Raw genomic sequence first — 13,726 nt, 5'->3', positions numbered from 1 at the left:
CGAAAGCAACTCAACAGCGCAGCAAGCAAAATAACGCTAAAGTTACTATCTACCTGAGTCCGCAAGGCTACCCTTCCGAACTCAGGAAAAACCCACACAAAAAACTAGATCGCCTGCAATGTATCTAGTTGCAGGGCGGCGATCGCCCAAAGAATCACTGCTTTTTAACAGCAGGGTATTCTAGGAGACATCTCTGAGGCGATGCGAGCGAGATAATTTAAAATCTGCAAACAGGGTTTCAGTGCTAGGTACAGGCCGCATAGACGTAAATTTTTATCAAATCAGCTTACAATGTGCTGTCTTAAAGTTTACTAGGCTCCCACCGCTCGGCAGCCTTCTCTCTCCGAGCTATAAAAACGCATCCATCACACAATCACGGAAATAACATTCAATCAACATGGGTAACACGATCGATCCAAACAGAAACAAAAACGTGCATCAAACTGAGCGAGGAACTCCATTCGCCGGCCAAAGCTGGTTAGTGGAAGAAAGAGATGCCTGCGGTGTGGGGTTTATTGCCAACCAAAGCGGTGAAGCCACCCACTCGATTATTCAAAAAGCGCTGCCAGCTTTAACTTGTCTGGAACATCGTGGCGGTTGCAGCGCCGACTCTGATTCCGGCGACGGTGCGGGTTTAATGACGGCGATTCCTTGGGAATTGCTGGATGCTTGGTTTGCCGAACAGGGAATTGTGCCTCCCGCGCGGGAAAACTGCGGCGTGGGAATGCTGTTTCTGTCTCAAGATAAATTTCAAGCGACTATAGCGCGGCAGGTGGTTGAGCAAGTTCTGACCGATCGCGGGCTGAAACTTTTGGGATGGCGCCAAGTTCCCATTGTACCATCGGTTTTGGGCGAGCAAGCGCTAGAAAATCAACCTCAAATCGAACAAGTAATTGTCAGTTCACCGCACTTAGCCGGAGACGAACTCGACAAACATCTATTTTTGGCGCGCCGCACGATCGGACACGCCCTGTCAAATCGCCCCAACTTCACCCGCCGAGACTTTTATACTTGCTCTTTCTCCTGCCGCACGATCGTCTATAAAGGCATGGTGCGATCGGCCGTACTGGCAGAATTTTACCCAGACCTAAAAAATCCCGCTTATAAAAGCTCCTTTGCCGTCTATCACCGGCGCTTCAGCACCAACACCATGCCCCGCTGGCACTTAGCCCAGCCGATGCGCTTGCTGGGACACAACGGGGAAATTAACACGCTGTTGGGCAATATTACCTGGATGAAGGCGCGGCAAGCCAATTTATCTCACCCGAATTGGACTCAAGCTGATATCGACACGTTCAACCCAATTGTCAATCCCGAAAGCAGCGATTCGGCAAACTTGGACAACGTGATGGAGTTGTTGGTGCACTCCGGCCGCACCCCCCTAGAATCCCTGACAATTCTGGTACCCGAAGCCTACAAAAATCAGCCGGATTTGGCTGACTATCCAGAAATTGTCGATTTTTACGAGTATTACAGCGGCATTCAAGAACCTTGGGACGGCCCGGCCCTGCTGGTGTTCAGCGACGGCAAACAAGTAGGTGCTACGCTCGATCGCAACGGTTTGCGGCCGGCCCGCTACTGCATTACTAAAGACGGTTTGGTAATTGTGGCCTCCGAAGCCGGAGTTGTGGATATTCCCGAAGCAGATATTGTCGAAAAAGGCCGTTTGGGGCCCGGACAAATGATTGCAGTTGACCTGCAAACTAAGGAAATTCTCAAAAATTGGCAACTAAAACAGCGAATTGCTAAGCGGCACCCCTACGGCGAATGGCTGAAACAAAACCGCGAAATCTTGCAACCGCAGCCTTTTGCCGAAACAGCAACCCTCGACTCGCAAACGCTGTTAGCAACCCAAACTGCTTTCGGCTACACAGCCGAAGATTTGGACATGGTGATCGTCGAGATGGCGAGTTCTGGGAAAGAACCGACTTTCTGCATGGGCGACGACGCTCCCTTAGCTGTATTGTCAGAAAAGCCTCAGTTGCTGTACAACTATTTCAAACAGCGGTTCGCTCAAGTGACAAATCCGCCGATCGACCCCCTGCGCGAGGGGATGGTGATGTCGCTGACGATGAATATGGGTCTGCGGGGCAATTTACTGCAAGCAGTGCCGGAAAATGCCAAGCTGCTAAAAATTGATTCCCCCGTACTCAACGACGCTGAACTGTCTTTCTTGAAAGAGCAAAAGTCTTTCACCGCAACCGAATTGTCAACGCTTTACAAAATTTCTGCCGGGCCTTCTGGTTTGAAAACAGCAGTCGAGCAACTTTGTCAAAAGGCGGCTGCTTCGGTGCGCGAGGGTGCGAGGATTCTGATTTTGAGCGATCGACTGTTGAAGCAAGAAGGCAATGTATCTTCGGGTGGATTGAGTGCAGAATTCACTTATATTCCCCCATTCCTGGCAGTTGGAGCGGTTCACCACCATTTAATTAGCGTCGGGCTGCGGATGCAAACTTCGCTGGTTGTGGATACCGCCCAATGTTGGAGCACTCACCACTTCGCTTGTTTGCTGGGTTACGGGGCGGTGGCTGTTTGCCCTTACCTGGCCTTGGAAAGCGTGCGGGCCTGGTGGTCTGACGCCAAGACTCAAAACTTAATGCAGCATGGCAAAGTTCCCAATATTACCGTGACGCAGGCTCAAGCTAGATACCGCACAGCGGTGGAAAATGGGCTGCTGAAGATTATGTCGAAAATGGGGATTTCGCTGCTGGCTAGCTATCAGGGGGCGCAAATCTTTGAGGCGATCGGCATTGGCGGTGATTTGCTCGATTTGGGTTTCAAAGGCACGGTTTCTCGGATCGGCGGTTTGAGTGTGGCGGAACTCGCTAACGAGGTAATGTCTTTCCACAGTCAGGCTTTCCCAGAATTGCACCTCAAAAAGCTGGAAAATTACGGCTTTGTGCAGTACCGCCGTGGTGGTGAATATCACATGAACAGCCCGGAAATGGCGAAGGCTTTGCACAAGGCTGTAACTACTTTTAAGGCTCAGACTAACGGTAACGGCAATGGGGCCGAACCAAAAATGACACCAATTGGTGACAAAAATGGTGAAAGTGCTTACGATCACTACGAGGTTTACAAGAAACAGCTCGAAAACCGCCCGGTAACGGCTTTGCGCGATTTGCTGGATTTCCAGAGCGATCGCCCTTCCATTCCCATTGAAGAAGTAGAATCTGTAGCAGATATTGTCAAGCGGTTCGCCACCGGCGGAATGTCTCTCGGCGCTTTGTCCCCGGAAGCCCACGAAACGCTAGCCATTGCCATGAACCGCATCGGCGGCAAATCCAACTCCGGCGAGGGGGGCGAAGATCCGGTGCGCTACAAAGTGCTAAACGATGTGAGCGCGGCTGGTTTCTCACAAACGCTACCTCACTTAAAAGGTTTGCAGAACGGGGATACAGCTTCTTCATCCATCAAACAAGTAGCTTCGGGACGCTTCGGGGTGACTCCTGAGTATCTGATGAACGCCGAACAAATCGAAATTAAAATCGCACAAGGTGCGAAACCAGGTGAAGGCGGTCAATTGCCGGGGCCGAAAGTGAGCGAGTACATTGCTTATTTGCGCCGATCGAAACCGGGTGTCACGCTGATTTCGCCTCCTCCTCACCACGACATTTATTCGATCGAGGATTTGGCACAGTTGATTTTTGACTTGCACCAAATCAATCCGAAAGCTGGAGTTTCTGTAAAGTTGGTGTCGGAAGTCGGCATCGGAACAGTAGCCGCTGGTGTCGCCAAGGCAAATGCTGATGTGATTCAAATTTCCGGTCACGATGGCGGTACAGGTGCTTCTCCATTGAGTTCGATTAAGCACGCAGGTTCTCCGTGGGAACTCGGATTGACAGAAGTTCACCGGGTGCTGATGGAAAATAAATTGCGCGATCGAGTTTTGCTCCGCGTTGACGGTGGCTTTAAAAGCGGCTGGGACGTGATTGTAGGCGCTTTGATGGGCGGCGAAGAGTACGGTTTCGGCACGGTGGCAATGATTGCAGAAGGCTGCATTATGGCTCGCGTTTGCCACATGAATAGTTGTCCGGTGGGGGTAACAACTCAACAAGAACACTTGCGGAAACGGTTCCCCGGAACGCCGGAACACGTGGTTAATTTCTTCTATTTCGTAGCACAAGAAGTGCGGAGTTTGCTGGCGAAATTGGGTTATAAGTCGATCGCAGATATCATCGGCCGCGCGGATTTGCTGAAAATGCGCGATGGGGTGCAACTAACTAAAACCCAAGCGATTAATTTGGATTGTTTGACTAAGTTACCGGATACTAAGAGCGATCGATCTTTCTTGATCCACGGCGACGTACACACCAACGGGCCTGTGTTAGATGACGATTTGCTCGCAGATGCGGAGATTCAAAGTGCGATCGCCAATCACGGCACTGTTAGCAAAAATGTAAAATTGGTGAATACCGATCGCACTGTAGGCGCAAGAATCAGTGGTGCGATCGCACAGCAACACGGCAACACGGGCTTTAGCGGTCAAATCACCCTCAACTTCACTGGTAGCGCGGGCCAAAGCTTCGGCGCGTTCAATTTGCCGGGGATGACGCTGGTGCTGTCAGGCCAAGCCAATGACTACGTTGGTAAGGGGATGCACGGTGGCGAAATCGCGATCGCACCGCCGGCTGGTGCGACTTATGATGCTTCCGAAAATGCGATCGTCGGCAACACTTGTTTGTACGGTGCGACGGGGGGAACTCTGTTGGCTGCGGGTAAAGCTGGCGAACGGTTTGCGGTGCGTAACTCGATGGCGAAAGCAGTCATTGAAGGTGCGGGCGATCACTGCTGCGAGTACATGACTGGTGGCGCGATCGTCGTGTTAGGAAAAGTCGGCCGGAATGTCGGCGCTGGAATGACTGGCGGCTTGGGTTATTTCCTCGATGAAGACGGGACTTTCCCGGCTCACGTCAACGGGGAGATTGTGAAGATGCAGCGCGTTTGTACGGCGGCTGGGGAGGCGCAATTGAAGGAGTTGATTGAGGCTCAGCGCGATCGAACTGGCAGCAAGAAAGCTGAGAAGATTTTGGCAAATTGGTCGGAATATTTGCCTAAGTTCTGGCAAGTTGTGCCGCCGAGTGAAGCGAATTCGCCGGAGGCTTCGGAACAAAAGATTGCTGTGGAAGTTTAATTTTGTAGCTGGTTAAATAGGTGAGGGGCGACGCGAGTTGCCCCTTTTTTCATCTTCATATCAAATCCCTTGGTATCGAAATTTTTCATCTCTCTATTCTCTTCCTCAGCGTCCTCTGCGCTCTCTGCGGTTTAATAATTCCTTTGATTTTATGCCCAAATGCTTCACCCCGTTTCTGGGAGAGATTCATACCACAAGGGATGCTTAATAAGCAGGAATGAAGTTTAAGAAAACCAGTTTTCGATCACCAAATCTTGAAAGTTTGCATAATCAGCAACATTTCGTGTCACCAGAATCAGATTATTGACTTTCGCGATCGCTGCAATTTGCCCATCAGCATAAGACGGTGTAAGACCGATCGGAATAAGTCTGGCTCGTTCTTTAGCAAACCACTCAGCCGCTTCTTGGGTATAAGGTAAAATTGGTAATTTTACTTTCACTTCTTCCTGAAGATAGGCTTCGATCGCGCGGCGGCGCTTAGAGTCTGGCATTCGATAGCAGCCTAGCAGAACTTCTTGCCAAACGATCGAGGCGATCGCAACAGTGGATTTTGCCTCAATTAGTTGAGTCATCACATTGGCATTCGGAAGAGGACGAAGAGGTTCGGAGATAATGTTGGTATCGAGTAAATAACGCAGCGTCATTCAAAGATGACCTCGCGTCCTGCAAAAGTTCGATCGCGAACCTCTCCCCAAATTTCATCAGGATTTAAACCCAGTTCATGCAGTTGATATTTTTCACGAAATGCACTGAGAGATTCTCCAAAGCTAAGTTCGAGATTCTGTGGCTGTTTGCGGCGTTGAATGTATTCGCGCAAGGCGATTTCAACTAAGGTTTCGATCGCAATTTCTCGCTCCAGTTCGATCGCCTCTTGCAGCAGTGCCGTATCCACATTTAGGTTCGTCACCATTTGCTTTCCTCTTTTAACCGTTGTTTTATTATAAGATATAATCAATCCCAAACTGTTCTCTATTTTCTCAAAGGTTGACCATCTAAAATATAACATTAGATCAAATCTGTCTGGCGATCGGCATTCGGGGAGGCGCTGTTTTCCACATCAAATCTATTTCTTCCGGTGTCAATCCATAAGCTTGATTAACTAAGTCGGATAAACGGTGTTCGAGTCTCAACGCCTCAGCTTTGCGAGATTGAATGGCCGGTGCATATTCATTATAAGTTTCGCGGACTGCTTTTAGTCCAGCAACGCCGAGAGGATCGGATGATTTAGTTTTCGGCATTCGCTTTCTGATTTCTGCTACGAATTCTGCAAAGGAAAGGGCAGAAAAATCTTCGAGTTTTTGTCCGAGTTTATCAATTACATAAGTGATTTCCAGCCATTGCAAGACATCTCGGTGAGTTTGTTGATTAGTTTTGGCGATTTCAATTAAACGGCTGACAATTAATTCGACTTCGGCACGAATTGAGTCAGTTGGTGGTGCGATGGGTAAAGTTTCAAATAAATATCCCATTGGGCTAATCGCCCCTGACAGCATTTGAGTAAAAACTCGATGACTGTACCACCAAATTAGCGGGGAATTGAGCCAACCTAGCAGACATAAATCGCTGTTAGCCAGAATGAAGGTTTTATCATTTCCATAAGCACTAGAATTATCCCATGCGTATTGTGGCAAAGTTTGAATAACCTGATAAATAATTTTGGGGTTTTCAAAAGTCCTGTAGTAAGCACAGCTACGAAGTTCCCACCAGTAACGCCCTTTGTCGGAACGCTTAGACAGTTTTTCTTGCATCGGCTTCATATACTTATATACCGATGGAAATGTTTGTGCAAATACTTCCTCTGCTTGATCGTTCGCTTTACTCCACGGCCATACACTATCGCTGCTAGATTTCAGCAAAATAATCCAAAGATTTGCCCACTCTGGACTCCAGCGTTTAATATCTTGACCTCGCAAATAAGGCTTGATAATTTCAGCGGATTTAGGGTCGGCTTGAACGAGACTATTTTTAGTAGCTTCATCAATTAAAAAAGCTTCATTCAATCCTGTTAAAATACCTCGATAAGGCTTAACCCCTGCAAAATCTTTTAGCGGAACTCCCACTTGTTTTATTTTCTGCATCAACTCATCAACAGCAGGAGGTTCCAGACTCCAAGCAGTTGCAGTGAAACGATCTCGCGAAATTTGATAGCCGTGTTGTTGAACGTATTGTGTAAGGTTGATATTAGCAAGTTCCTCGCGCGGAACCGGACAAACAATCACAGGCGAATTAGGTTCAGATTTACCTGGCTCAATCTCGCTTTCAGTTTCAGAGATACATAGAGAAGCGTTAGGTTTTCTGACTGCGACAATACAGGGAAAAGTATCAGCATCCTCAAAAATTGGCGCGTGTCCGAAATCAATAATTTGCTCTAGTAAACCTTGACTGGCAAAGAACTTGCGTAGAGGTTCGCCGTATCCAGACCTCAGCCATTTATTTGTGACAATATACGAAAGCACTCCCTTCGGTTTGAGAATGTTTAATCCGAGTTCATAAAAGTAAGTATAAAGGTCTGCTACGCCATTATAGGATTCATAATTTGCTTGCAAGTATGGTTTAATTGGAGATAGCAACTCCTGCCGCACATAAGGCGGATTGCCAAGGACAACATCAAAACCGCCATCAGCAAAAATCTGGGGAAATTCAGCTTGCCAATCAAACGCTGTATCTGCTACATTACTGTCAGCGACAATCGAGTTTCCCGCTTTAATATTATCATCCAAATACGTCAGGGTTTTACCAGGTTCGGCCGTCTTCAACCACAGAGAAAGTTTGGTAATTTCCGCCGATTCCGGCAGCAAATCTACGCCGTACAGGTTGTTGCTTAAAATGCTTCTGTCAAATTCCAGCGAGTTGCCGTTTTTTGGCTTACATCCCAAAGCATTCAATTCGCGATCGACTCTTTCGTACTGCTGCATCAAATAATCAAACGCCGCAATCAAAAAAGCTCCCGAACCGCACGCCGGATCGATGACGCGCGTTTTTTGCAGCACCTCGTCTCGATACGCTTTCCAAAACTTAATTGCAGTTTTCTTGGGTGGCTGCACCGACACTTCAGCAACTTCGCCCATTAGGAATAAATCGCGCAATTCTTGCTCTCGACGCTGCAAATAGCCACCGAGAGAAACCTCGACAATATACTGAGTAATAAAAGCTGGCGTGTAAAACACACCTTGAGTTTTTCGCTTGCCCTTTTTCTGATTGTATTCCTGTCCGGTAGTTTCAGCATTTAACTCTTCCAAATCTGTAACAGACTGCTCGAAAATATGCCCCAAAATATCGACGGAAACTTCGGTATCAAAATCAAATCGCGTCAAATTCTTAAGCAGACTGCATAAGGGATTTGGCACAGTCAATTGTACGTCTAAAACCGGATCGAACTTAAATAAACCGCCGTTGTATCCCGGTACAGGAGGGTCATCATTTCCCACATCAACCCAGCGAAATACAGATTGATAATTTTCCCAAATTAATCTAGGATTGTATTGGTCTTTGTGGTCGTGAGCGTTGCTGAGGGTGTTTCGCGGCAGCAACCCTTTATCTTCACAAAAAGCAATGAATAAAACGCGGTCTAAAGTTTTTTGAGCTTTTTCGATGAGTACGCGATCGCGGTTGCGGATATCCTGCGGCCCAGAAAAGCGAAAATGTTTGACGAGAGCGAGTCGAATTGCTTTGTACTCTTGATATAATTTATTGGTGATTTCCTCTTGAGCTTCGTCAGAGTCTTTTAACAGTCTGTCAATAACAGAAACTGTTTGCTCTTGGTTTTTCGGCAAAAAATTGCGGCGACACAGCAGAAAGTAAAACCGCTTAAAAGCTTCAATATCCGCCAAGTCAGCCAGAAAAAATTGTTCGTAATAAGCAGGAGTTTTATTGGTATGATAAAGTCGCAACTCTCGATAATTCGAGACAATAATCCAGCGACAATCTGGTGTATAATTAGCGTAGCGCCAACCTTGGTCAACTGCTGATTCCGATCGCCCGGATGCGGGACGGTCTAAATCATTTTTCGCTCCCTTGAGTTCGATCGGAGCAATCACTTTACCTTGCAGGGAAACGGCTTTGCCTTTAGGATTGCCAGCAGCAGTAAAAAAGCCGATCGCCCCGTCAGCAGAACCGCCGCCATCAGATATCGTTTGTTCCGCGTTAATTTCCCAAGCTTTCCCCGCACCTTGAATTACCGAGCAATATCCCAAAACATCCTGAAAAATATCATTAATAAAACTGCCGTGCAGGGAAACTTCTTTAACTTCGTCTAACGTACCCGTTTTAAGTGCAGCAATCCACCTTCCCAATTTTTGGTGGCGCACTTCCATATCTTGCGGAAAGCTAAAAGCACGCAAAGCAGTGTTGAGTGTTTTGCTGTGAAAAAGGGCGCGAGTAGAGCGATTTGTCATCTTTTCAAGCAGGTTAATAAAGTTAATTTTACAGCATCCAAGTCCAACAGCGGCTCAGACCTTCTGCTATCAAATCAGTTCGAATCAAAGGTCGATCCTCTTCGTTGGCGTAGCCCCCGGGCGGGCTTCGCTAACGCACCCTACCCCCTCAAAAAAGCGTGAGCGATCGCTCAAGAGTCAAAAACCCACCTCTAAAGCTGAGCTAGCTCTCATTTACTTTGCATATTGTAATTATCACCAAAAGCTATAATTTTTTCTCAGTAGCTTTCCGCTGCTCCCTTCGGGTTTTACAGCAAAAGTTAAATACGCCTGAGCTTATCTGCACGGAGCGAAAAGTTTTGTTACAATAGGTAAGCTGTTACAAATCGTAACTTATGCTGGTTTCTATTTTAATAATTGACGTTGCCCTCGTTGCCTGGTCTTTGCACTTAATGCAGGAGGCGATCGCGCAACGGGAATTTTCACTAATGCTAGCCGGCACCCTAGTTGCGGTATCAGCCGCCGCTCTGCTAGTCGTCTACTTCCTCATGGGGTCTTGTTTGAGCCATTTGAGCGAAATATCCCAGCACACTTACTAAATGATAGTAGGGGATTGACCATTGTCCAGAAGCGAGGAGAGTTTTGTGGAAAAAAAGCCGAAAGCCTTGCCAGCCGAAGGCTCAAAACTAATTTCCCCAAAAAGCTTGACAAATATTGGTCCGTTAAGGCATGATTGAGAGCGCGAAAAGAAAGGGGAATTAGCTCAGTTGGTAGAGCACTACAATGGCATTGTAGGGGTCAGCGGTTCGAGCCCGCTATTCTCCATAAACATTAGAGTAGGGAAACGGCACTGCTCATTGGTGTCAACTTAAGACTAAAACTGTTGATAAATATCGCTTTTACCCCAGTCTAGATCCCCCTAAATCCCCCTTAATAAGGTGGACTAAAGAGAAGACTCTTGTCCCACCCTTATTAAGGGGGGCTGTTTCATTATCACCAAAAACGAGGTTTTTGTAGGGGTAGTGCTACCCCTACTCCCCGTGCCTACCCCCGCCACCAACCATCGAATGGGGGTTTCAGGCCAAAAGGGCCGGCACGGGGGCACGGCCCCTACCAAGAATGAAACCGCCCTGCCTTGTTAAGGGGGACTTTGAATACTCTTGTCCCCCCCTTCGTAGGGGCGGTGCCCCCGTGCCCGCCCTAGGCGCCGTGGGGATCGAGGGGCTCATCGGTAGACGGTATACTGATACTACTTTTGACGTTAAGTTGACACGAAGAAGGGCACTGCAGTGTCCTTACTCGTACCTAAACAGCATTGCCGTGTCCTTAAATTCGATCGCGACTTGTACCTAAACAGCATTGGCGTGTCGTTAAATTCGATCGCCCTACACACCGCGAAAACCAATTTTCCCGTAAAATCAAAACAGTCTACCCGCAACCAAAGCGCTACCTGTGGCAAAGTCAACTGAACCCAGCAATCCAGAGAGTCCGAGCCAACTTGCCCGCACGCCTCTGTACGACCTATCATTAGAACTCAAAGGCCGAATGGTGCCCTTTTCCGGGTGGGAGATGGCAGTACAGTACGCAGGCATCAGCAGCGAACACCAAGCAGTACGCCAGCAAGCAGGAATGTTCGACATTTCCCACATGGGAAAATTTGGTTTGAGAGGGAAACAATTAATAGAAAAATTTCAACCCCTAGTACCCTCAGACTTGAGCCGCTTGCAACCCGGTCAAGCTCAATATACAGTCTTGCTAAATGCCAAAGGCTGCATCTTAGACGACATTATTTTCTACTGCCAAGAACCAGACCCTATCACTAGCGAAGAACGTGCAGTAATCATTGTCAACGCCGCCACTCGCATCGCAGACAAAGCATGGATCACCACTCACTTAGAATTGAGCGATCTCTGTTTTACAGACATCTCCGAAGATAAAGTTTTAATTGCAATTCAAGGGCCAGAAGCTGTTAACTATCTCCAGCCTTTTGTGGAAGACAACCTTGCACCAATTAAGGCATTCGGCCACTTAGAAACAAATCTGTTGGGACAGCCGAGTTTTATCGCGAGAACTGGTTACACCGGCGAAGATGGGTTTGAAATCATGGTGGATGCCGAAGTAGGAAAAGAACTGTGGCAAAAATTGTTAGCTGCTGGCGTTTTACCCTGCGGTTTGGGTGCGAGAGATACCTTGCGTTTAGAAGCAGCAATGGCTCTTTACGGTCAAGATATCGACGACAATATCACGCCTTTAGAGGCTGGATTGGGTTGGGTAGTGCACCTCGACACCAAAGGCGATTTTATTGGGCGTGAGGTTTTGGAACAGCAGAAAGCGAGTGGAGTATCAAAGCGGTTGGTAGGGTTAGAAATGCGGGGGCGGCACATTGCGCGCCACGGCTATCCAGTAATATTTGAAGGCGAAACAGTAGGGGAAGTTACTAGCGGTACATTATCGCCTACTTTGAATCGCGCAGTAGCCCTCGCATTTGTTCCCGCAAAATTAGCGAAAATCGGTCAGCAATTAGAAGTCGAAATTCGCGGTAAAAACTATCCGGCTAATGTGGTGAAAAAACCATTTTATAAATCGCAAAACCGCCCCAGTTAAATTAGGTACAGCAGTTCTCAATCTTGGTGAGGTATGCCCTATGCCCTATGCCCTATGCCCGCTTATCAAGCGTGCACCTCATGTTACTAAGAAAGGCTATAAAGTGTAAGTGTATGTGTTCTTGTGGAACGGGCTTCTAGCCCGTTGCTCATCTTGGTCGAGAAGATTCATCTACTAGCTTAGCAAATTGTCGCAAAGTTGCAGCATAGCGATCGCCCGCCACATCCATCAAATCATTATGACCGGCCCCATCAACCCAAAAATTTAATTTCGGCTGCTTCGCCGCTGCAAACAACTCCTCTCCATGCCAAAAATGCACCACCTCATCAGCCTTACCATGAATCACCAAAACAGGCGATCGAACTTTGCCAATCTTATCAATATTCACAAACTTGTCAAAGGGTAAAAGCGGAATCCGCGTCAACACCCGAAAAGCAGAAACAAAGGAACTTTCAACCACCAAACCGCCGACTTTTTGCCGCGAAGCCAAATCAATAGTCGGCCCACCGCCCACAGAACGCCCATAAAGAATAATTTGCTTTGCAGGTATTCCCAACTGTTGGGTTAAATAACTGTAAACAGCATCAATATCACGATAAGTATTATATTCAGAAGGATTTCCCTGACTCGTGCCGTAACCTTGATAATCATAGGCAAACACAGCAAACCCGCTATCTCGAATCTCTCTGAGTAGCCACAAAATGCCGTCCAAGTCTTCCGCATTTCCGTGACTGTAAAGTATGGTATATTTAGCTTGCGGGTTAGGAAAATGAACAGTTGAAATTTTCACGCCATTAGCTGAGCTAACTTTGATAACTTCCCTGCTATCACTCTGACTAGATGGGGGAGGTTGAAAAATTAGCCGTTCTGAAAAAAAGAAACCGTAAAAACATAGAAATGCGTAAATAAAAATTATAGAGCGCATCAGTCGTTTGACAGAAAATTCTCCAAAAAGCAAGCGTTTAATATTTTTTCGGTTCCACTTAGTCATTACTAAAGGCTCATAGTTGAATAAGATTTAACTACTACTTTTTTATTGCGAGAAAAGACATGGCACTAACATACCCCGATGACCTGAAATACCTAGACACCCACGAATACATCCGACTCGAAGGTGAAATTGCCACCATCGGCATTAGTGCCTTTGCAGTTGACCAACTCGGCGATATCGTGTTTCTAGATTTGCCCGAAGTCGGTGCAGGGTTGGAAAAGGGCGAAGCTTTCGGTACAGTCGAGTCAGTAAAAGCAGTTGAAGACTTGAAAGCACCAGTTACCGGTATAGTCGTAGAACGCAATGATGACATTATAGAGTCTCCCGAAAATTTGGCGGAAGACCCCTATGGCGCTGGGTGGCTGCTGAAAGTGCGCGTTGACAATCCCAGCGAAGTCGATGACGCTTTATCGGCCCAGGCGTATCGCGAAATGGTGGAAGGCGAGTAGTTTTGAGTTGGGAGTTTTGATTGGGAATTTGGGCCTAGGGCTCGTTGATTCCTCCACAATCCGCCAGGGGTTGAAACCCCTGGCTAATAGCACAAGTCGTCTTTAGACGACTGAAATACTAACCAGTTGCGCGGGGAGTTGCGTTGACATACCTCCTCGCCCTATAAGTGCGAGG

General features: G+C 47.4%; 8 protein-coding genes and 1 tRNA gene. 5 read left to right on the top strand and 4 right to left on the bottom strand.

Annotated features, from left to right (window positions below; translation table 11 throughout):
• Window positions 1-397: 397 nt before the first annotated feature.
• The gene (locus tag QUB11_RS06950) at window positions 398-5,134 is read left to right on the top strand and encodes a glutamate synthase-related protein (RefSeq protein ID WP_333390108.1); all 4,737 of its coding nucleotides are present in this window, start codon (window positions 398-400) and stop codon (window positions 5,132-5,134) included.
• 224 nt (window positions 5,135-5,358) lie between these two features.
• On the opposite strand, the gene QUB11_RS06945 is transcribed toward QUB11_RS06950, so the two are convergent.
• From QUB11_RS06945 to QUB11_RS06935, 3 genes are all read right to left on the bottom strand, one after another.
• Window positions 5,359-5,778 (bottom strand): type II toxin-antitoxin system VapC family toxin, encoded by a 420-nt coding sequence (locus QUB11_RS06945; RefSeq protein ID WP_333200195.1) that lies wholly within the window; start codon window positions 5,776-5,778, stop codon window positions 5,359-5,361.
• On the bottom strand, window positions 5,775-6,044 hold the full coding sequence (locus tag QUB11_RS06940) for a type II toxin-antitoxin system VapB family antitoxin (protein WP_333200197.1): 270 nt from the start codon (window positions 6,042-6,044) through the stop codon (window positions 5,775-5,777). The genes QUB11_RS06945 and QUB11_RS06940 overlap by 4 nt, the downstream gene beginning before the upstream one ends.
• Window positions 6,045-6,144: 100 nt before the next feature.
• Window positions 6,145-9,528 (bottom strand): Eco57I restriction-modification methylase domain-containing protein, encoded by a 3,384-nt coding sequence (locus QUB11_RS06935; protein ID WP_333200199.1) that lies wholly within the window; start codon window positions 9,526-9,528, stop codon window positions 6,145-6,147.
• Window positions 9,529-9,902: 374 nt separating this feature from the next.
• Between QUB11_RS06935 and QUB11_RS06930 the strand changes: the two genes are divergently transcribed.
• From QUB11_RS06930 to gcvT, 3 genes are all read left to right on the top strand, one after another.
• Window positions 9,903-10,106 carry a hypothetical protein gene (locus QUB11_RS06930; protein WP_096832242.1) on the top strand — a complete coding sequence of 68 codons (204 nt, stop codon included), beginning with the start codon at window positions 9,903-9,905 and terminating at the stop codon, window positions 10,104-10,106.
• 153 nt (window positions 10,107-10,259) lie between these two features.
• A tRNA-Ala gene (locus QUB11_RS06925) sits at window positions 10,260-10,332 on the top strand.
• Between the two features lie 627 nt (window positions 10,333-10,959).
• Window positions 10,960-12,111, top strand: a complete 1,152-nt coding sequence (gcvT, locus tag QUB11_RS06920; RefSeq protein ID WP_333200201.1) for a glycine cleavage system aminomethyltransferase GcvT — start codon at window positions 10,960-10,962, stop codon at window positions 12,109-12,111.
• A gap of 148 nt (window positions 12,112-12,259) precedes the next feature.
• Here the strand turns inward: gcvT and QUB11_RS06915 are convergent, their stop codons facing one another.
• The gene (locus QUB11_RS06915) at window positions 12,260-13,102 is read right to left on the bottom strand and encodes an alpha/beta hydrolase (RefSeq protein ID WP_333200203.1); all 843 of its coding nucleotides are present in this window, start codon (window positions 13,100-13,102) and stop codon (window positions 12,260-12,262) included.
• Between the two features lie 59 nt (window positions 13,103-13,161).
• On the opposite strand from QUB11_RS06915, the gene gcvH reads away from it, so the two are divergent.
• Entirely contained in the window at window positions 13,162-13,551 is a 390-nt protein-coding gene (gene gcvH / locus QUB11_RS06910; RefSeq protein ID WP_333200204.1) for a glycine cleavage system protein GcvH, read from the top strand.
• The last annotated feature ends 175 nt before the right edge of the window (window positions 13,552-13,726 follow it).

Source organism: Microcoleus sp. B6-A1 (assembly GCF_036705085.1).
Lineage (GTDB): Bacteria > Cyanobacteriota > Cyanobacteriia > Cyanobacteriales > Microcoleaceae > Microcoleus.
Note: the sequence above shows the minus strand (reverse complement) of the source record. Positions and strands in the feature narration are given on the sequence as shown.